Genomic DNA, 20555 nt, shown 5'->3' with positions numbered 1-20555 from the left:
GCGTCCACGAGGCTGCAAAGAACAAAATCTACTATACGAGTTCGGTCAAGGTGTGAGCGGCACACCCCTTACGCATGAGTGATGACGGCGACGGCAAAGAGATGAGCAACGTGATCCGGATCGATGAATCCCGGATCAAGGACCATCTTGGAGAGATGGTGCGTGGCACGGATGAAGAGGCCTTGAATGCAATGCTGGATGCGGAGGCAGACCGGCTTTGCGGAGCGGGCCGCTACGAGCGCAGCGAGGGGCGCCAGGACACGCGGGCCGGCAGTTATGAGCGGTCCCTTCACACCAAAGCGGGCGAAGCTCCGGCGCCAGACGTTTGAAACGGCGATCATCGAGCGCTACCAGCGCCGGGAAAGCAGCGTCGAGGAAGCCTTGATCGAGATGTATCTGGCGGGCGTTTCGGTTCGGCGTGTGGAGGACATCACCGAGGCGCTTTGGGGTGCGCGTGTCAGTCCCGGCACGGTGTCCAACCTGAACAAGAAGATCTATGCGAAGATCGAGGAATGGCGGCACCGGCCGATCGAGGGCGCGCATCCCTATCTTTATCTGGATGGAATAGTCATGAAGCGGACGTGGGCGGGAGAAGTCCGGAATGTGTCTCTGCTTGTGGCTAGCGCGGTCAATTCTAATGGTTACCGGGAGATCCTGGGGATCTGCGAAGGGGCGAAGGAAGACAAGTCCGGCTGGTCGAACTTCCTGCGGCACCTGGTTGATCGGGGCTTGAGCGGTGTGAAGCTGATCATCTCCGATGCCTGCCGGGGCCTCGTTGAGAGCGTGGCCGACTATCTGCCGGATGCGCAGTGGCAGCGCTGCATGGTGCACTTCTACCGCAATGTGGTAAGCCACGTCCCGTCCACCAAGGTGCGGGAGGTCACGCACATGCTGAAGGCAATCCATGCCCAGGAGAACCGCAAGGCGGCACAGGAAAAGGCTGAGGCAGTTATCGCGGATCTGCGGGCGCAACGCCTGACACGAGCGGCCGATCTCATTGAAGAGAGCATTGGCGAGACACTGACCTATTATGGCTTTCCGGACAGCCATTGGCGCAAGATCAGGACCAACAATCCTCTGGAACGGATCATGAAGGAGATCCGGCGCAGAACACGGGTTGTCGGGGCCTTCCCGGACGGTCAATCATGCCTGAACCTGGCAGCAAGCAGGCTCAGGCATATCGCGGCTGGCAAATGGTCCGCCCGCAAATACATGAGCATGGCACCGCTCTACCAAGAGCAACACCAAACCCACGGAGCCGTCGCCTGAAAACAAATGTGCGAAAGATCTTTGACACTACCCCCCAAATCAAGCAGCTAGAACCTGGGGCCGCAACATACGCTCTAGAAACAACCCAATCGCAAGGCTACCAAAAGCACATCCCACTAGATACATTTTATCCAAATGTTGAGTTGGGTAACCCAAATAATAGGAACTCCGAACCCATTCTACCGCGTGGAAAACAGGGTTCCAAGAGCAGCCATATATCAATTGTTCCGGAAAAGCATGGAGGTAAATTGGAGCGCCAGAACTCAAGTAGTAGATAACCATGGAAAAGCCATAGAGCATCGCAAATGATGGCACTATTGCTGTAATTACACTAGCGATTATGCCCATCCCTAAGGCAAACAAACTCACAAGCGACATCGCTAGCAAAACGCCGGAAGGATTAGGTGGAACCGGATTAGATCCAAGAATTACAAGGATGGTAACCATTATTCCCGCGGATAAAATTATACCTATTACCTCCAAAAAGGCACGGGCCAAAACAATATCGAGTAATCGCACGACTGGAAAGGCCATCATACTCTTATTTGCTAGAAGTGATATTGACATGAAACGAGAGACATACATGAACGTCATGGCGGGGAGAAGCCCCGTCGCAAAGAACAGATAAAGGTCGTCTCCAAAAGCTGTCTTTTTCCCTACGATCGCGTAAATTAGAAGGAGAACGCCCATGTGGGCAACTGGAAACATGGGGACGATCAGAAAACCCAGGCCATGATTAAAGTATCGGCTACGTATATCTCTTAGGATAACGGCATGCATGACAAATATCTTTTGCTGCAATGCCTGCCAAACAGAGATTTTTTTTTCGCCCTTCCGGGAATAGGCTGATGCGGCCGTATAGGTTGTCATTCTCAGTTCTCTTCATATGCAACGCAACCAAACAGCCAGACAGTCATTCCTGACGAGTTTCGCGGGTCAATCCAGCTTGTGTCGTGTGTAGACCAAAATCCCGGAGATCACACTCCAGGTAGAGAGACAGATAAGCAGGCTGATGAAAATGCGTAAGGGGACATTTGGGTATTTGTTGGTGTCCGGCATAGTTGGTTCGGTAAAGGCATCCAGATATACAAGCTGAAGTGAGCTCACGAGCTTGACCTTTTCCAATTCAGTGATCGCAGAAGCCAGACGTTTTTCCGCAAGGCTGACGCTCAGTTCGATATCCTTGAATATCTGTGACTTGGCAGCCAGATTCGGCCCTGAAGATGCGTCTGTTCCTGTCGTGAGTGTCCGAAGATTCTGTTCTTGTTCCAGCCGCGCGGCAAGCTGGCGGTCCAGTTCGGCAAGTTGCGGCGCGTCGGCAGCGACGCTCTGAGCCAGAGCGTCCCTGCGGCTCTTTAATTCGGCCGTTCCCGTTTCAAGTGTCGTCAAGATTGTGACGATGCTGTCTGCGGTCATGGCAACATCGAACACGCCGCTCTCGTTCTGGAAGTTCCGGAACTTGTCCCGGAGAGTTGCAAGCTCCTCAGTCGCATCATCAACGTCTTTGTTTGCCGATGCTTCCAGGTTACCCCACATGCCGGAGTTGAGCTGATTGATCCGGTCCTCCACGATTTTGAGAACCTTATGCATCAGATCATTGGCATCAGCAGCTGAAAATGCACTCACTTCGAGTTCAATAATCCCGCTCTTCGGATTGACCCAGCTGGAATACTTTCCTTCCCAATAGTTCTCCACGTCCTCGATCGTAGCGTCATCTGGCAAACGGGAGAGAAAATCAATGTCGCTACTTCCAAACAGCCCTTTAAAGCTCACTTGCTTCTGAAGCGCTTGCACCATGGCAGGACTATCAAGGTAGTTCAGCAAAATGGCTGTGTCTTGAACAATCTTTTCTTTTGGCTCAACCGTGCTGCCCGTATAGCGGTCACGGGATAGCATAGGCGCCGCAGACCGGACGACGAACCGGACCTCTGACGTGTAGATCTTGCTGGCAATGAAGCTGTAATAGACGACGCTTGCGGTGAACGGCATCGCGAAGCACAGAATGAAAGCACCGATCAGAAGCTTCGCAAAAATCTGATCTCTGACGCGAGGAGCGAGACCCGCAAGCTTGTAGAGGTTCCGCCGGCTGCGATTTTCGAATGTCAGAGCGCGCGCATAGGAACTCAGCGCCGCGGCCATCTTCTGGCTGCGCACGACAAGATCTTTTCCAGTCGTCTCCGTCACCTGTTGGTGGTTCTCAGACATCCGGCCTCTCCAGCATATTCTCCGCAGCCATTTAACGGTTCAGGCGCATATACGTAGCGATGCCTTCATCGACATCTTCAAACGTGACGAGATGCCCGTCGATAAGGACAATTGCCACGTCACAATAGTCTTTGATCGTGCCCATATCATGGGAGATCATGATGACATCCGCTTTTTCGCGCCGGAGATTGAAGGCATCCCGGCAACGCTTCTGGAAATTAGCATCTCCAACCGCAGTGATTTCATCGACAAGATAACAGTCGAACTCGACAGCCATGGAAAGCCCGAAAGCGAAACGCGCGCCCATGCCGGACGAATAGGTTCGCATTGGCTCGTTCAGATAGCTGCCGATCTCCGCAAACTCCGCCACAAAGCGGAGCACGCGGCGATAGTCCTCTCCATAGGCCCGCGCTACGAACTTCAGGTTTTCCTTGCCGCTCAGCATGGTGTTGAAACCATGACCAAATCCAAGGGGCCAGGACACACGCACATTCCGGCGGACCTTACCCTGGTTCGGCAACTCCGCTCCGGCAATCAGCCGCATGGTCGTCGATTTGCCCGCTCCGTTCACCCCGAGAATGCCGTAGGACGTTCCTGCCTCAAAATGCATGGATTGCTTGCGCAGGATATAGCGCTTATGACCCGCGGTCTTGTAATACTTCGTGACATTCTCAAGCGTGATCATGGCGTTAGGTCCGGTGATCGGCAATCGACAGCCAGATCAAGGTAGCGGTCACCCAAAGTGTGAACAAGCCAAGCGTGAAAATGATCCAGGAAGATGTTCTTTCCGGATATTTAGAGTCTTCTGGAAGCTGCGCCTTCGAAAAGATGGAAAGGAAGGTCGTACGCCGCAAGGCTGTCGACTTGGCCGTATCCAGATTTCGGACATTGGCCTCATAAATGGCCTCGGTCACCACCCGGCGGGTCTCAAGCCTGGAAAACTCCGTAAGCTGCGCTGACAGTTGATCCCCCTCACTCTCGGATCCTGCCAGATTGTTCCGGCGCAGCTTGATTTCGTTGTCGAGTGCCTGAACGGATCTTTCGATCTGCCTCACCCGCGCGGAATTGGCTGCATTTGCTGCTTTCGTCGCGGCAAGATCGATTTCAAGGGACAATTTCTCTTCTGTCAGTTTCGAGATGACAGCAGTTGCCAGCTTTGCCGTTGAAATGGGATCAAGAACGCCTGTCTTATTCTGATAGGCCTGCAAATCGGACAAGGCGGTGTGATATTGCTCAAGGCTTGCGCTGACCTCAAACTCAGCACGCTTGACGAGATCTTGTTGCGCATCGAGCGAAATACGGCTGATCATCTCATCAGCTGCAGCAAGAGCGGCTTCCTGGATAAGGACAGCGTCTTCCGGAGAAAAGGCACGCGCCGTGAAGACGATGATACCGGATGGCCCATCCACATAAGTATCCACATGTCTCTGCCAGTATTTATGCACGTCTTCGAACGTCGCATCCCGCGGCAATCTGGACAGAAAATCGATATCATCTCTGGAAAATAGATCGCGCAGATGAATGCGCTCATCAAGCAGGCTCACCAGATCCGGCGATTCCAGATAATTTGCGACAATATAGGAATCCTGTGTCAGGGAATCCCCACCAATGATCGAACGCCCTTCACGGGTTTCAGAAGAGCTGAATTTCTCGCTCACCCCGATCGTGCGCACGATCATCCGGGTTTCCGCGACATATTGGCTGCTCGCAATCAGAGCATAATAAATCGCGCAAAAGATGCTTGGAATGATGACCGTGATCAAGAATGTGTTCGTCTTGGTCAGGAAGCGATCATACCAATGGCCAAAAGGATAGTCGTCATCCAATTGGGCTGAAGGCGTAGAAACGCCATCAGCAGTCAATTCAAGATCAGTCTGCGACAGATTGGCGTCAAGACTCATAAATGACAATCGCCCAATTCAAGCGCCAGGATTTCAACAAAACCAAAGAGGTGGGAAGACGTCAATCATACCCAACTTCTTCAACTATAGAAAGCTTAAGCAGGCTGCTCCAGTCTTGAATTTGCCGGCCGCTTTGCCTTGGTGGGATAATCGGCCGTCGATATGGCATTTACATGGCAGGAGGGACCGCCAGAGGCTTTGCTCTCGGCGAAGATCTTGCGGGCAAAACCGCACCAGGTCATGGCTTCGGGCCCGACCAGGTGAATGGTCTCGCCAAGGCGCTTGCTGCCGCCCTTTTCCCAGTCGTCGCAAATTGCCAGCAGGCCATCGGCGATTTCATAGGCCGAGGTCGGGTTCCCGATCTGGTCGTCGACCACGGAAATCTCGTCCCGGGTCTCCGCAAGACGCAGCATGGTCTTGTAGAAATTCTTGCCATAGGGGCTGTAGACCCAGGCCGTGCGGGCGATCACATGATCCGCATTTGCTGCGCGTACGGCTTCCTCGCCGGCGAGCTTGGTCTTGCCATAGACGCCGATCGGGTTGACCGGATCAGACGGCAGATAGGGCCGGTCCAGATCACCATCGAAGACATAATCCGTGGAGATATGGATGATCTTCGCACCGATCCTGGCAGCTTCCTCTGCCAGAATGCCGGGCGCCGTGCCATTGATGGCCATGGCCAGGTCCGGCTCGTCCTCGGCCTGATCGACCGCCGTATAGGCAGCCGCGTTCAGGATCACGTCCGGCCTGTGAGCTGCGACTGCCGCACGGATCGTGTCCGGATCTGCGAGATCCAGAACCGTGTCCGTGCCCTCACGCGCCACGAAGATCAGTTCCAGTTTCGGATGATCCTTGGCACGGTCGGCCAGACAGCGGGCGACCTGGCCTTCCTTTCCGGTTACGAGAACCTTCATTCGGCAGCTCCAGCAACCTTCAGCGTGCCAAGACGCTCATAGCCTTGCGCCTCGCGGATCGGACCCCACCACCAGTCATTGGCAAGATACCAGTCAACCGTGGCCTCCAGGCCGCTGTCGAAGGTCTGGGCCGGCGACCAGCCAAGCTCGCGCTTGATCTTGCTGGCATCGATCGCATAGCGGCGGTCATGACCCGGACGGTCGGTGACCATATTGATCAGGTCCGCATAGGACGCGCCATTCTTGCGCGGGCGCTTGCGGTCCAGAATGGCGCAGATGCCGCGCACCACGTCGATGTTCCGGCGCTCGGCATTGCCGCCGATGTTGTAGCTTTCACCGGCAACGCCCTTGGTCGCCACCAGATGCAGGGCAGCGGCGTGGTCGTCGACATAGAGCCAGTCGCGCACGTTCTCGCCCTTGCCATAGACCGGCAGTTCACGCTCGTCGAGCGCGTTGAGAATGACCAGCGGGATCAGCTTTTCCGGGAAATGGAACGGGCCGTAATTGTTCGAGCAGTTGGACAGCACAACAGGCAGGCCATAGGTCTCGTGCCAGGCGCGGACCAGATGGTCGGACGAAGCCTTGGACGCGGAATAGGGCGAAGAGGGCGCGTAGGGCGTCTCTTCGGTGAAGATACCGCTGTCGAAGGGCAGGTCGCCGAAGACCTCATCGGTCGAGATGTGATGGAAGCGGAAGCGATCGCGCTTTTCACCGGTGAGGCTTTCGTAATAGCCCCGGGCCGCGTTCAGCATCTGGAACGTGCCGATGATGTTGGTTTCGATGAAGGCTCCCGGACCGTCGATCGACCGGTCAACATGGCTCTCGGCCGCAAGGTGCATGATGACGTCGATGTCATGCTGGCGCAGCAGGGAACCGATGGTCTGGCCGTCGCAAATGTCGGCCTGAGCGAAAGCATAATTGGGCAGGTTGTCGATGGCCTTGAGCGAGGCCAGATTGCCCGCATAGGTCAGCTTGTCGACGTTCAGAACGAAGTTGGACGGGTCACTGGCAATCCGCCGGCAAACCGCCGAGCCAATGAAACCGGCCCCGCCCGTGATCAGAAAACGCATGTCTCAACCCTCAAAAACAAAACCAGTTTCGGTGTCTTTCAAAAGGCCTGCAGCCTCATCCTTGGCGGAAAGGGTCACGGTCGAAAGATCCACCGGCCACTCCACGCCAATGTCCGGATCATCGAAGCGGATCGACCGGTCACAGTCCTTGGAATAGTAATTCGTCACCTTGTAGAGGAACTCCGTATCCGGCTCCAGGGTCACGAACCCATGGGCAAAGCCCTTGGGCACCAGGACCTGGTTCCACTTCTTCGCAGAGATCTCGACACCGACCCATTTGGCAAAGGTCGGCGATCCCTTGCGGATGTCGACAATCACATCGAAGACTGAGCCGCGGATCACGCGCACAAGCTTGTCCTGTGCAAAGGGCGGAGTTTGGAAATGCAGGCCGCGCAGAACACCTACCTGAGCGGAATAGGAGTGGTTGTCCTGAATGAAGTCCAAACTGATGCCGTCGTCTGCGAAAACCCTGGCATTATAGGTTTCCGAGAAAAAACCACGATCGTCGCCGAACTTCTCCGGCAGGATCTCGATGACGCCGTCGAGACCAAGGGAACGGAACTGGCGCATTATTTGTTGTCTCCGATGCAGCGGCGCAAATAATCACCGTACCCGGACTTGCCAAGCTTGGAGGCACGGTTCAGTACATCATCACTTGTCAGCCATCCATTCTCAAAGCCAATCTCTTCCAGACAGGCAATCTTGAAGCCTTGCCGGTGCTCTATGGTGCGCACGAAGGCAGCCGCTTCGTGCATGCTGTCGATGGTGCCCGTGTCCAGCCAGGCATAGCCACGGCCGAGGGTTGCGACCCGCAAATCGCCGCGCTTGAGATAGGCCATGTTGACGTCGGTGATTTCCAGTTCCCCGCGCGCCGAAGGCTGCACATTGGCAGCGATATCGAGGACGTCATTGTCGTAGAAATAAAGTCCTGTTACCGCCCAGTTTGACTTCGGTTGAGCGGGCTTTTCCTCGATGGACAGCGCTGTCCGGGTTTTCGGCTCAAAATCGACAACACCATAGCGCTCCGGATCGGCCACATGATAGGCGAAAACGGTCGCCCCACCTGGCTCGGCAATGGCTTTCTTACAAAGAGCGGACATCCCGGCGCCATAGAAAATATTGTCGCCAAGGATCAAAGCGCAGGAGTCGTTTCCAACGAACTCCCTGCCAATGATGAAGGCCTCTGCGAGGCCATTGGGCTCAGGCTGCACCGCATAGGACAGGCTGATGCCGAAGGCGGATCCGTCTCCCAGCAGTTCCTGAAACACAGGCAGATCACGGGGCGTGGAGATGATCAGAATATCGGAAATCCCGGACAGCATGAGAACGCTGAGGGGATAATAGATCATTGGCTTGTCATAAACAGGAAGGATCTGTTTCGAGACAGCAAGGGTTAGCGGATAAAGACGCGTACCACTGCCGCCAGCAAGAATAATACCTTTCAACGAAATGCTCCGCTTCATAATGTAAACTGCATCATCGCAGCATTAATTTGGCTTGTATTCGCTTATCCAAAGTGTACTCTCAGAATTTCTGAGCCCCACCTCGCTGCAAAACAAAGAGAAGAAATGTATCTGCCACACTTGACTAATACACTTCTTTAATTGATCCAAGTCCATCGCACCAAAGCCAACCCTCGCTCCTTTTGGAACTTTAGACCGACTCACAATGATTAACGGCTCATCAAGAACACTTGCCGCATTTCGGCGGAGCCTGCTGAGAGAACCGAAGGCAAGAAACAACCTAATCTTCGTGCCAGCCTACGATATGGGATAGCATTTTCGAGACGCCATCCTCAAGACTAACTTTTGGAGACCAGCCCAGAGTTCTACTGATCTTTTGCACATCAAGAACAGAATAAGGAACGTCAAACTGACGAACCGGTATATATTCTATTTCGATCTTTCTTGATAGAACTAAGGAGATATACCGAACTAGGTCATTCAAAGATGTACCTTTTCCTGACCCCACGTTGAAGATCTCACACTTTCCCCGGTACTTCCCAGCAAGGACCAAGGCCTCGACCACGTCATCTATATACACATAGTCACGAACGATTGAACCATCACCAAAAATCCGAACACTCTGACTCTGCAGCCCGGCCTTGACGAAGGCAGGGATAGCACCAAACCTCGTCGAGGAATCCCCGGCGATACCGAATGGATTTGAAATCCTGACAGAGATGGAACTCACCCCATAATTATAAAAATAGGATCTCAGATAACCTTCAACAGCCAATTTTGAGATTCCATATGCAGAGATCGGCTTGGTTAGCTGATCTTCTTGAGCGGCGTCGTTCGCGAGAACACCGTAGACGGTTCCTCCTGATGAAGAAAACACGACGTGTGGCGGCTCTGCGCATAAACGAATAGCCTCAAGCATCGCAATCGTTGGCGCGATGTTCTCGACCACGTCCTTTACGGGACTCTCATTTGATGTCGCTGGAACGGTCGACCACGCCAAGTGAAAAACGGTATCCGCCCCATCAAGTAAACTCAGCCACTCAGATGTATCAACTGGATACATCTGCCAACTTATCCCCTCACAAGTAACGTCTCGAGGTGTGCGACTTAGCGCAACGACCTCACTGCCATCGGCAATCAAGGCGCGCGTTAAGACCTGACCTATATAGCCAGAAGCACCTGTAACTATTTTCCTCATGTTCTCAGGGGCGTTTCGTTGGACCTTAAAATTTTCGTAACCTTCATATCAAACACCTCTCTGGTGAAGTTCTTATCAAATACTTTTCTAGACTGCACAGACACCCGAGTCATTCGATCCCTTTTTTTCCATATTGCCATGAGCTTTTGGGCAACTTCTTCGGGTGTGTTCTGCTCCAAAATAAATCCGGAAACCGAATCAGTAATGTATTTGCTCGTTCCAGTATCGGCACTTACAACAAGGACCTTACCTTGAGACAAGGCGTGCAGCGTCACTAGTGGAAGCGTATCGTCGCGAGACGTACACAAAACCACGTCGGTACGCGACAATGTTTTCTGATAGTCAGAAAAATTTTGCTCCCCCAAAAACCGGACATTACTATGAAGCTCACCCCTCCTAAGCAGCGCCTCTGCAAAACTTGGATCCAAAGTGCGCCCGCAAATGTTAAGAACAAAATTATTCCGTATATCTTCTGGGATAAGCAAGAAACCAGAAAGAGCGATATCTTGCCCCTTGCGTTCCTCTATGCTTCCGAAGATAGAAATTACTACAGGTTGACTATTGGAACCTAATTTCACTGCATTACCGGATGACGCGGCGCGGAAATCTTCGGCCCCATACTCGAGGACGATGCTTTTGACACCGTGGCTCAAGAGATTTTCCTGAGCTCTTTCACTTCCGGACCAAACAGCTTTAGCGTGCTCGAAAGTAGGAACGAAGTCCGGGAATTGGTGAGCCAACTCGTTCACAAGACCTGTCTCATGAATATACCAAAAAACATCAGTAAACTGACCAACCTGCCTCACAATCGGCCACGACACGCAAGTGTTAGCGAATACAAGATCAAAATTGATTGCAAGATCTCGCACATTATCATGATGTCTGAACGCAAGACTATCTACGATAACATGAGCACCAGCATCGAGAAATTCCTGCCTCATAGCACCGTCATGGGGGGATATTACAACGACAAAATATCCCGCATTTATGAGGGATTCAGTCACATCAAGAGCAACGCGCGGCGCGCCGCTTTGCGTAAGATCATGAGAGACAACAAGTGCTGAAGGCCCATCGACATTTTTCACCTTGGGCGAAGGATAGAGACGAAAATCCTCTTGGCTGTCAATATAAACCATGCCCTTCAACGAAGGTGGGAAATAAGGATCATATGAACAGTACTCGGGCCAACGACGGAGAAGAAAAATATCCGAAGTGTCCTTTTTGAAAGCCTTTTTCTCTGCAATATCGATAACCTGACTCTCTCTCGACTGATGACCGATATGGGTCAACTTGGCGAAGGGAGTATAAATGCATGAATATCCAGCCTCCCGAATCTTGAAGCAGAGGTCCACATCTGAATGGGAGATGGGTGTATTCTGTGCGTCAAAGCCTCCAACTTCTTTGAAGACTGAACGCGGCAGCATGATACAGGCACCGCAGAGGAGAGACACTTCTCTTAGGCTTTGAGCCAAATTGAAATGCGCGCCCGTGTTGTCTGGATAGGCATGAAATGCCGTGCCCACCAAGCGGTGAACTCCAGTAACCATCCCGGCGTGCTGAATGTGCCCGCTTTCATACAGCAGTTTCGGCGCAACAGCCCCAACATTAGGCAGTCTGGCCGCCTCCAGCAGAACCTCAATCCAATTCGGAGACACAACACGTACATCATCGTTCAAAAATAGAACAAAGTCTCCAGTGCAATGATCGACGCCGACGTTACATTTATCAGAAAAATTGTATGGTTTATCGTATGGAACAAATTTGATATCATATCGCTCCACGTACCGGCTGTTTGCATTGATGAGATTTGTATTAGTTACTACAATTAATTCATAGTTCGAGTACGTTGAGTTAGTTAAAACAGACTCCAAAGTTTCTAATATATTCTGAAAATTATCAGAAGGAATAATAATCGAAACTGATGCAGATTCGGGATGTCGAACTTGCATCAACCGATTGCCAGTTGGAAGGCCAACCGCAATGGATGGATAGTCCCGCCGATTTGCCGCGTCTTGCAATGCAGCCAAATTACTCAACCGAGCTGTAGGCTTCCCCCCAGAAGCAGCAGACCCTGGGATCATACGCCAGCCATACAGGCACTTTGCCAGATGGATGACCTTCACTTGCAACTCTGAGAACCGTAAAGCCAGATCATAATCCTGTGAAAAATCATAGTTGGATCTGAAGCCAGAAAGCTGCTCAACCAACACCGTTCTATAAATAGTAAAGTGTCCTGTGTACATAAGGTTTAATAATAGAGAGGGACTCCAGTCTGGTTTCGTATAAATTTCATCCGGAACGTTGTCCTCATCTATCTTCGCTTCATCAGTATAAATCCAATCAACGCTGGAGTCTTTTTCTAAAACACGGTAAATCTCACTAAGAGCGTCTCTCGTAATCATATCATCGTGGTCAAGCAGACCGATGTAGTCTCCGCTTGCTACTTCAAGCCCCGCATTCGTCGCAGCAGATATCCCGCCGTTTTTCTGCTGCCGAATGACTCTAATACGACTGTCAAGTGCTTCATAATAAACTAGGAGATTATTGATCTCTTCAGAGTCAGAATTATCATCAATTAAAACTAACTCCCAATTCGAATAGGTCTGGAGTAATACACTTAAAATAGCTCGCTCGAGAAAGATCAGCGGAGGACGGTAGATCGGCATCAAGATCGAGAACTTGATAGGCCCATCTTCTAAACCGGCAAGATCCGTATCGAAATCCAATCGACGAGCAATATCTAAACGCGATGCGTTATATCTTTCAATAATTGGAACCAACGTAACGGGTACATTCTCGATATCGACTTTGCGCGGCGGATTTACGCCAGCACTAAGCAATACATCAAGCATTGCAGCATTAGCGGGACCAGAGCCATCAAAAAGCGACGCAAGCACCTCACCTGAATCGCGCAGAAGAGAAAGCTTCGATAAAGCAAACCGAAGTTCCTTCTTATCGAAATCTTCAGTTAGCGCGGCCTCCGGAACACTCACTCGCTCTCTAAGGAAAGATAGCACCTGAAGGTTTTTTGCCCCAACACTACCGCACTTCGTAAGCGACAAGCGTACCGGTTTAATGCCTGGTTCGGGAACTGTGGAAAGATTTGCGACATACGGTTTAATGGGATAATGGAAATCGCAATTCTTGCTTTTGAAGTATGGCCGACCTTCTTCAAATCCATAATTAATGTAATGCGTTAACGGTTCGATCCCCGCATCGAGAACATCCTTGTTTCTCGCTAAATATTCCTCGACACTAAACGATGGGCATGGATCTTTGAATTCTTTCCAACCGGTGGTCAAATAATGAAATAAAGGATTCTGGTCGTCCACATCTTTGAATTCATGAGTCCGGATATACCAATTCGTGTCAAATAAAGGATGCGGATTATGGCCTAGCTTCACTCCATCTCGTATCCAATATTCAAGCAAGTCATCACTATAATTCTGCGCCTCAGGATAAGTATCTAAATAATAATCGAAATCAAAGATAGAACTGCTTTCGATCACGTTTCGTACGCTCGACATGTAATCAACTCTCATTTTTTATTCCCAATCATTTTTTGCTATATACTAATAGCCTGTGACAAAATAAAGGTCCACGCATTCAAAACGCAGCTTTTCTTATTATAAGCACGCTTGAAACGTCTTAGCTACAAGCGGCAACCTGAGCGCTTCCATTTAACTCGCCATTTTTATCTGTTTATGATTCACTTCCGTTCATGATTTGCAAGGGTCTTTTGATTCCATAGTCAGAATTTTCCCATGTCGATAAGACCAAGCGCATTTATCGTGAAACATATTGGGACTTCCCAGTTCGAGACTGTGAACCGCCCCGGCTTTGCCGGAGACCGTTTGGTTTAAGTTATGCTGCCATAGCTGGTGCGTCCTGCATGGCGTAGTAGCGCTCTTCGGCCTCGGCGGGCGGCATGTTTGCGATGGGCTCCAGAAGCCGCCGGTTGTTGAACCAGTCGACCCATTCGAGTGTGGCGAACTCCACTGCTTCGAAGTTTCGCCATGGCCCTCTCCGATGGATGACCTCGGCCTTGTAAAGACCGTTGATCGTTTCGGCGAGAGCGTTGTCATAGGAATCGCCAACGCTGCCGACGGAAGGCTCAATACCAGCTTCCGCCAGCCTCTCGGAATACTTGATAGACACGTATTGCACGCCGCGATCAGAATGGTGGATCAGCCCGCCGCGATGGACGGGCCGCCGATCATGAAGAGCCTGATCGAGCGTATCGAGCACGAAGCCCGCATGGGTAGTCCGGCTTGCCCGCCAGCCGACGATGCGGCGAGCGAAGGCGTCGATCACAAAAGCCACGTAGACAAAGCCCTGCCGGGTCGCGACATAGGTGAAATCAGAAAGCCAGAGCCTGTTCGGCGCGGGGGCATAGAACTGCCGGTTCACGCGGTCGAGCGGGCATGGTGCGGCTTTGTCCGAGACGGTGGTTTTGACGGGCTTGCCGCGAATGATGCCCTGAAGACCCATCATTCTCATGAGCCGAGCGACGGTGCAGCGGGCGACATCGAAGCCCTCTCGCTGCAACTGCCGCCAGACTTTCCGCACGCCATAGACCTGGAAGTTCTCGGTGAACACCCGCCGTATCTCGACCTTCATGGCCATGTCGCGCCGGGCGCGGGCCGACAGTCGGTCCACGTCCGTGCGCTTGGCAATGACCTCATAGTAGGTGGACGGGGCAATCGGCAGCTGTCTGCAGATTGGCTCGACCCCAAGCACCGAACGGTGTTCGTCGATAAAGGAAATCATCGCTTCAGTGGGCGCCCGAAACTCTTAGGCTCGCTCCGCCTGGGCAAAATATGCGGATGCTTTGCGCAATATTTCGTTCGCCTGACGAAGCTCGCGGTTCTCTCGTTCCAAGGCCTTCATCTTCTTGGCAACGTCGCTGGGCAGACCTGCTCGTTTGCCGCTGTCGACCTCCGCTTTCTTCACCCATTCATTGAGCGTATGCGCCGAGCAGCCGATCTTGGCGGTTATCGAGCACACCGTCGCCCAACGAAACGGAGGTTCTGCTTCATGCTCCGTCACAATTCGAACAGCGCGGGCACGGACTTCAGGAGAAAACTTGTTCGTTGTCTTGCTTGTCATAGACCCTACTTCTCACGAGTTGGGGTCTCCGGCAAAGCCGGGGCGGTTCAGGGCATCGGAGACGAAGTCGAGAGACCAACGTTGATTGGCGGCTTGGGGCACGACCATCGGCGCTCGCGTTCCCAAAGCTCGCTTCCGGCCACCGCGCTTGCGCACCGTGAGACGCTCTTCCCGGTAGATCCGGTAGACTTTCTTCCAGTTGGCCTCGATGACTTCACGCTTCAACAGGATGCGCAACCTGCGATAACCAAAGCGCCTGCGCTCCGAGGCCAGTTCCTTCAGCCTCTGGCGTAGGTCAGCATCATCGGATCTTGTGGATCGATAGCGGTACACCCGCGGATCCATGCCAACCAACCCGCAGGCCCGTCGTTGCGAATATCCCCTGGCCTCAATTGCCCAGCTCACGGCATTCCTCCTTGAGCCAGGCGTCAGAAGTTTTTTTCGAGCATCTCGCGAAGCGTCGACACATCCATCATCGACTCCGCGAGCAGCTCCTTCAGTTTTCCGTTTTCTTCTTCGATGGCCTTGAACCGCTTGGCCTCAGACACCTCCAAACGCCACTTGTAGAACGTCGCGTCACTGACGCCGTATTTGCGGCAAAGTTCAGCCGCTGACATGCTAGCCTGATGCTCTTTCAAAATTCCGATGATCTGTTCTTCGGAGAACCTGGATCGCTTCATCGTCTGTATCCTTCAATTGGAAACAGACTAACCTCAAAACGAGGACTCTTCAGGGGAGCAGGTCAACGACGTCGGCGCGTGTGCCGGTCGGCAACAGCGGCTGCAACTTTGAAAACTGCTCATCGCTGAGCCAGAAAAACCCATCTGACATCGTCAAACTCCTGTTTGGGAGTTTGACTCAGACATCAACTGATTTACATAGTCATTTATAGGTCTGAAGCCTAGGTCAGACCAGCCTTTTCCACGTGCCTCTACAAGATGCGCAATCTGGCGACAGACCCCTCAACCTGTACTGATTTCTTAAACCAGTCCAGATCGAATTTGAAAAAAAGACCGAACTAGATTAGCTCAATAGGCATAATTGGGAAACAGGCTGAGGCGATGCGTGCGGAGAAATCGAAGGATAGTCATGGAAATGGGAAAAAATACAGAATAAAACCCGCGATTGCGAATGATACATCAAGCGTATGATGGTTACAGTCACACCTTCCTTGTAAACTTTCGATCGTGTCCGCTCACCACTGTGGCGACCTGTTGGGCCACCTACCAATCACGCTCACAACTTTTAACAGAGTAGGCTAGTTTCACGTGTTGGTTCATATCTTATGAGGGGCAAGAGTTGCCTGTTTACTGTTAAATTCGGCAAAGCCGATAGACGTGTGCAATAGTGGGATAGTTAAACGTCATTTTCGAGGCGAAGTATGATTAATAGAGTTCCAAACAATGGTAAGGTTGCGTTGATCACTGGTGTAACGGGTCAGGACGGTTCCTATCTGGCCGAATTTCTTCTAGCCAAAGGCTATGCCGTTCATGGGATCAAGCGTCGAGCGTCCCTTTTTAATACGGCCCGCGTTGATCATATTTACGAAGATCGTCATTTGGACAACGCTCGGTTCAAACTACATTACGGTGATCTGTCGGACACTTCAAATCTCACACGAATCCTTCGAGATATTGAACCTGACGAGGTATACAATCTCGGCGCTCAGTCGCATGTGGCAGTGTCCTTTGAGGCGCCGGAATATACAGCGGATGTAGATGCCATTGGAACGCTTAGATTGCTGGAAGCAATTCGCTTCTTGGGGCTTGAGGCAAAGACACGCTTTTACCAAGCTTCAACTTCGGAGCTATACGGCTTGGTTCAAGAGATTCCACAGCGGGAAACGACGCCATTTTACCCCCGTTCGCCCTATGCAGTTGCCAAATTGTATGCCTATTGGATCACTGTAAACTATCGAGAAGCTTACGGAATGTACGCTTGTAATGGCGTTTTATTCAATCATGAGTCTCCTCGTCGTGGCGAAACCTTTGTGACTCGGAAAATCACGCGCGGACTTTCCAACATCGCAATGGGTCTTGAGAGCTGCCTTTTCATGGGGAACATAGATAGCTTGCGCGACTGGGGGCATGCAAAGGACTATGTTCGTATGCAATGGATGATGCTGCAGCAAGAACATCCGGAAGACTTTGTGATTGCAACCGGCTTACAATATTCTGTCCGCGAGTTCATTCATTGGACGGCAAACGAGCTTGGCGTGACGCTTGAGTTCTCTGGTAACGGCGTTGATGAAATTGCAACAGTCGTGGCCATCGATGGAGACCTCGCACCAGCATTGAATATCGGTGATGTGATAGTGCGGATCGATCCACGCTATTTCCGCCCAGCCGAAGTCGATACTCTTCTAGGCAGCCCAGAAAAGGCAAAACAGAAGCTTGGATGGATGCCAGAAATTACTGCCCGCGAGATGTGCGCAGAAATGGTGGAGGCGGATCACAAGGCCGCACGGCGTCATGCACTTCTAAAAGAACATGGGCTTGAACTCCCCGTTAGCTTAGAGAGTTAACATGACCTACGATCTAAAAGGAAAAAAAGTTTATGTTGCAGGTCACCGCGGAATGGTTGGCTCTGCAATTGTTCGGAGATTGTCCTCCGAACGCTGCGATATTCTAACGGTGGCACGCTCCGATGTCGATCTAACACGGCAGCACGAAGTTGAAGTCTGGATGGAGAAAACCAGACCGGACGTGGTATTCATAGCTGCAGCAAAAGTTGGCGGCATTCTTGCCAACGACACTTATGCGGCGGATTTCCTTTATGAGAATATGATTCTAGAAGCAAATATCATTCACGCTGCCCATAAGACAGGCGTGGAGAAACTGCTTTTTCTAGGGTCCTCGTGCATCTATCCAAAATTTGCAGCACAACCAATCGTAGAGGAATCACTCCTCACCGGAGCCTTAGAAGAAACCAACGAATGGTATGCAATTGCGAAGATTGCTGGTGTTAAGCTGTGCCAAGCTTACCGCAGGCAGTATGGTAACGACTTTATCTCGGCCATGCCTACCAATCTTTATGGTCCAGGCGATAATTTTGATCTTCAATCCAGCCATGTAATGCCGGCACTGATCCGTAAGGCCCATGATGCGAAGATCTCGGGCGCGTCGGAATTGGTAATGTGGGGTAGTGGTAAGCCCCGCCGCGAGTTTCTTCACGTCGATGACTGTGCAGATGCTTGTGTTCACCTATTGAAGATGTATTCCGATCACATACCAATTAACATTGGTTCCGGCGACGACATATCGATATTAGATCTAACAAAGTTGATTTCGGAGGTCATAGGATTCACGGGGAAAATTTCAAGCGATCTAACAAAGCCTGATGGAACACCCCGCAAGTTGATGAGCGCCGATAGGTTGAGAGCTCTTGGCTGGGCTCCTCGGATTTTACTGGAAGACGGCATTCGCACTACATACCAAGCGTTTCTCCAAGGCGAATATCTAGAGAGACGCTATCTCGCATCGAACCGAGCCGGTTCAGCGATATAGCCGTGGATAGAAATCGCTTTCATTGTAGTCCTCAAGACCTCTAAGAAATCGCTTGAAAGACCTCAGTTTAGGGACATTTTAATGGGTAAAATTGCAATAATCGGCGCAGGTATTTCTGGAGCGGCCTGCGCGCGGCGTTTAAAGGAATTGGGACACGAAGCTATCATCTTCGAAAAGAATAAGATTCCAGGCGGACTGGTCAAATGTACGATCGAAGATGGAAATCTTTTCCATCGAGTAGGCGGGCATGTATTCAACTCGAAAGACAAAAATATTTCCGAATGGTTTTGGTCGAATTTCAAAAAAGATCAAGAATTTCTATTCGCTAACCGAAATGCCGCGATCCACTTCAAAGATCGTTTTGTTGGGTACCCAATAGAACAGAACCTATATGAAATGAACCAAGATGATGTTTCTCTAATTGTTTCCGATCTTTTACGATTAAATAAATCACCTGATCAAGTTAACTTCGAAGAAGAGAGTTTTTACGATTTCTTACAAAGGCGTTTCGGACCTATTCTTTGCGAAAGTTATTTCATACCCTATAACGAGAAAATATGGAATACTGACCTTAAATCAATGCCTGTTTCTTGGCTTGCAGGTAAATTGCCCATGCCCACAGTCGAGGAAATACTGACTGCGAACATCAAACGACAGACTGAAACAAAAATGGTTCATTCGCAGTTTTATTACCCGAAAGAAGGGGGGTCACAGTTCATTATTGATCGATTGCTTTCGGGAATTGAAATTCATACTGGAAACGAATGCAGATCAATAGAGGTCAACGGTTCTCTTAAAATAGGCCTTGAAGGCTTTGATGCAGTGATCTTTACGGGTGACATTAGGGAAATTGGATCGCTACTCGGCTCGTCCGACCGTGTCTTTGATCCCTTACGCCACCTGAAAAGCAATGGAACTACGACGGTTCTATGCAGTTGTGACGCCAACCCTTACTCTTGGCTGTATATTCCGAACCCAAACATTAAGTGTCACCGGATGATTATGACAGGCAACTTCTCCCCAGCAAATAATTCTGACGATATTGGGCGTAATCGTACAACGTGCACGATTGAATTTGTAGGTGAAGTGAACCAAGCGCTTATCAACGCTTCATTGGCAATGCTGCCCCTAAGGCCAGAACAAATATCGGTAAATTATGAGCCTAAATCGTATGTTATCCAAGATAAAAATACCAGACAGGCCATTGATAATGTCAGAGCTGAACTAAGATCCAAAAAAATATGGCTATGCGGGCGTTTCGCCGAATGGGAATATTATAATATGGATGCTGCAATAGAATCTGCTTTCCGTGCAACAAGGGAGATTAATGAAGTATTGTGAACTGGTCTCAGAACCTCATGCTCAGTGGAGTGGTCGGGTAATCATACTATTTTATTGGGTTGTAAAACTGGACTTCAGATGAGTACCATTAACACATCTTTTGGGTCTGCGTGAGGCAAGTTCACCGGTTCTGGGCTCGATTGCTCTTGGAACCGGATCCTTTCGGTCGTGGCACTTTGTCCTACCTGGCTGTTCCCCGACTTATGCGGGATTGATTTGGATGATCTGAACCAGCCTTTTCATATTGTAACGGTAAGCGTTCGGTGCCCCCCCCTTTGCGAACTGCCGGCGCCAGCCGTAAATCTGCTGCAACAGAACGTCATGCCGACGGGTGATCTCCGTCACCGACAACCTGCTTGTCACAACCTCCTCCAGGATCCAGAGCTTATGCTCGTCCGACCATCGACGCCGCCGCTCCCGGCCCGTCAAACTGAAATTCGGTGGGCCGCAGTGTACCCCTCCGGTGAAGGCCGTCTTGCCGACTTAGGCTGAAGACTGCCAGTCCTAGTGATAGCACTAGGAGTAGTCATATGACCAAGCAGCATATCGAGGTGATCACGTCGGTGGAGCGACGCCGGC

The 20555-nt window shown here is 51.1% G+C and carries 14 protein-coding genes, 3 pseudogenes and 1 other annotated feature; of the genes and pseudogenes, 4 read left to right on the top strand and 13 right to left on the bottom strand.

All coding sequences use genetic code 11. From position 1 onward, the window contains the following. The first annotated feature begins 101 nt into the window (after positions 1-101). Positions 102-1269, top strand: a pseudogene (locus tag IG616_RS13070) (IS256 family transposase). 39 nt (positions 1270-1308) lie between these two features. On the opposite strand, the gene IG616_RS13065 reads toward IG616_RS13070, so the two are convergent. The 12 genes and pseudogenes from IG616_RS13065 to IG616_RS13010 all read right to left on the bottom strand — a co-directional run. After that, on the bottom strand, positions 1309-2139 hold the full coding sequence (locus IG616_RS13065) for an ABC transporter permease (RefSeq protein ID WP_192148618.1): 831 nt from the start codon (positions 2137-2139) through the stop codon (positions 1309-1311). Positions 2140-2205: 66 nt separating this feature from the next. Further along, a complete protein-coding gene (locus tag IG616_RS13060; RefSeq protein WP_192148617.1) occupies positions 2206-3474 on the bottom strand; it encodes a KpsE/RkpR family capsule polysaccharide export protein in 1269 nt (422 codons plus the stop codon). Between the two features lie 31 nt (positions 3475-3505). Continuing rightward, entirely contained in the window at positions 3506-4159 is a 654-nt protein-coding gene (locus IG616_RS13055) for an ABC transporter ATP-binding protein (RefSeq protein WP_192148616.1), read from the bottom strand. Positions 4160-4163: 4 nt separating this feature from the next. Beyond that, entirely contained in the window at positions 4164-5375 is a 1212-nt protein-coding gene (locus IG616_RS13050) for a KpsE/RkpR family capsule polysaccharide export protein (protein ID WP_192148615.1), read from the bottom strand. 95 nt (positions 5376-5470) lie between these two features. Further along, complete coding sequence (rfbD, locus tag IG616_RS13045; protein ID WP_192148614.1) at positions 5471-6289, bottom strand: dTDP-4-dehydrorhamnose reductase; 819 nt, start codon at positions 6287-6289, stop codon at positions 5471-5473. Next, positions 6286-7359, bottom strand: a complete 1074-nt coding sequence (gene rfbB / locus IG616_RS13040; RefSeq protein ID WP_192148613.1) for a dTDP-glucose 4,6-dehydratase — start codon at positions 7357-7359, stop codon at positions 6286-6288. The genes rfbD and rfbB overlap by 4 nt, the downstream gene beginning before the upstream one ends. 3 nt (positions 7360-7362) lie before the next feature. After that, a complete protein-coding gene (rfbC, locus tag IG616_RS13035; protein ID WP_192148612.1) occupies positions 7363-7929 on the bottom strand; it encodes a dTDP-4-dehydrorhamnose 3,5-epimerase in 567 nt (188 codons plus the stop codon). Next, positions 7929-8804 carry a glucose-1-phosphate thymidylyltransferase RfbA gene (rfbA, locus tag IG616_RS13030; RefSeq protein WP_192148611.1) on the bottom strand — a complete coding sequence of 292 codons (876 nt, stop codon included), beginning with the start codon at positions 8802-8804 and terminating at the stop codon, positions 7929-7931. Before rfbA ends, rfbC begins: the two co-directional genes overlap by 1 nt. A gap of 298 nt (positions 8805-9102) precedes the next feature. Then, entirely contained in the window at positions 9103-10020 is a 918-nt protein-coding gene (locus tag IG616_RS13025; protein ID WP_192148610.1) for an NAD-dependent epimerase/dehydratase family protein, read from the bottom strand. Then, complete coding sequence (locus tag IG616_RS13020) at positions 10017-13562, bottom strand: glycosyltransferase (RefSeq protein WP_192148609.1); 3546 nt, start codon at positions 13560-13562, stop codon at positions 10017-10019. Before IG616_RS13020 ends, IG616_RS13025 begins: the two co-directional genes overlap by 4 nt. A gap of 322 nt (positions 13563-13884) precedes the next feature. Continuing rightward, a pseudogene (locus IG616_RS13015) lies at positions 13885-15129 on the bottom strand (IS3 family transposase). Then, positions 14716-14845: a sequence feature (AL1L pseudoknot), on the bottom strand. (Overlaps the previous pseudogene by 130 nt.) 48 nt (positions 15130-15177) lie before the next feature. Continuing rightward, positions 15178-15809 (bottom strand): annotated as a pseudogene (locus tag IG616_RS13010) (transposase); the annotation flags it as partial. A gap of 701 nt (positions 15810-16510) precedes the next feature. Here IG616_RS13010 and gmd point away from each other — a divergent pair. The 3 genes from gmd to IG616_RS12995 all read left to right on the top strand — a co-directional run bounded on the left by gmd (position 16511) and on the right by IG616_RS12995 (position 19976). Next, positions 16511-17653, top strand: a complete 1143-nt coding sequence (gene gmd / locus IG616_RS13005) for a GDP-mannose 4,6-dehydratase (protein ID WP_192148608.1) — start codon at positions 16511-16513, stop codon at positions 17651-17653. A 1-nt stretch (position 17654) separates the two neighbouring features. Further along, positions 17655-18635 carry a GDP-L-fucose synthase gene (fcl, locus tag IG616_RS13000; RefSeq protein WP_192148607.1) on the top strand — a complete coding sequence of 327 codons (981 nt, stop codon included), beginning with the start codon at positions 17655-17657 and terminating at the stop codon, positions 18633-18635. Between the two features lie 81 nt (positions 18636-18716). Continuing rightward, complete coding sequence (locus IG616_RS12995; RefSeq protein WP_192148606.1) at positions 18717-19976, top strand: protoporphyrinogen/coproporphyrinogen oxidase; 1260 nt, start codon at positions 18717-18719, stop codon at positions 19974-19976. A 201-nt stretch (positions 19977-20177) separates the two neighbouring features. Here the strand turns inward: IG616_RS12995 and IG616_RS23430 are convergent, their stop codons facing one another. Then, positions 20178-20405, bottom strand: coding sequence for a transposase (locus IG616_RS23430; RefSeq protein WP_192148605.1), 228 nt, complete (start codon positions 20403-20405; stop codon positions 20178-20180). Between the last annotated feature and the right edge of the window lie 150 nt (positions 20406-20555).

Origin of the sequence: Roseibium litorale (genome assembly GCF_014842915.1) — a bacterium.
Classification (GTDB): Bacteria; Pseudomonadota; Alphaproteobacteria; order Rhizobiales; family Stappiaceae; genus Roseibium; species Roseibium litorale.
This window is presented reverse-complemented; position numbering and strand designations above follow the sequence as displayed.

Bases quoted from the DNA above. Each gene is read 5' to 3' on its own strand.
- IG616_RS13065 (WP_192148618.1), bottom strand. From the start codon at position 2,139: ATGACAACCTATACGGCCGCATCAGCCTATTCCCGGAAGGGCGAAAAA.
- IG616_RS13060 (WP_192148617.1), bottom strand. From the start codon at position 3,474: ATGTCTGAGAACCACCAACAGGTGACGGAGACGACTGGAAAAGATCTT.
- IG616_RS13055 (WP_192148616.1), bottom strand. From the start codon at position 4,159: ATGATCACGCTTGAGAATGTCACGAAGTATTACAAGACCGCGGGTCAT.
- IG616_RS13050 (WP_192148615.1), bottom strand. From the start codon at position 5,375: ATGAGTCTTGACGCCAATCTGTCGCAGACTGATCTTGAATTGACTGCT.
- rfbD (WP_192148614.1), bottom strand. From the start codon at position 6,289: ATGAAGGTTCTCGTAACCGGAAAGGAAGGCCAGGTCGCCCGCTGTCTG.
- rfbB (WP_192148613.1), bottom strand. From the start codon at position 7,359: ATGCGTTTTCTGATCACGGGCGGGGCCGGTTTCATTGGCTCGGCGGTT.
- rfbC (WP_192148612.1), bottom strand. From the start codon at position 7,929: ATGCGCCAGTTCCGTTCCCTTGGTCTCGACGGCGTCATCGAGATCCTG.
- IG616_RS13025 (WP_192148610.1), bottom strand. From the start codon at position 10,020: ATGAGGAAAATAGTTACAGGTGCTTCTGGCTATATAGGTCAGGTCTTA.
- IG616_RS13020 (WP_192148609.1), bottom strand. From the start codon at position 13,562: ATGAGAGTTGATTACATGTCGAGCGTACGAAACGTGATCGAAAGCAGT.
- gmd (WP_192148608.1), top strand. From the start codon at position 16,511: ATGATTAATAGAGTTCCAAACAATGGTAAGGTTGCGTTGATCACTGGT.
- fcl (WP_192148607.1), top strand. From the start codon at position 17,655: ATGACCTACGATCTAAAAGGAAAAAAAGTTTATGTTGCAGGTCACCGC.
- IG616_RS12995 (WP_192148606.1), top strand. From the start codon at position 18,717: ATGGGTAAAATTGCAATAATCGGCGCAGGTATTTCTGGAGCGGCCTGC.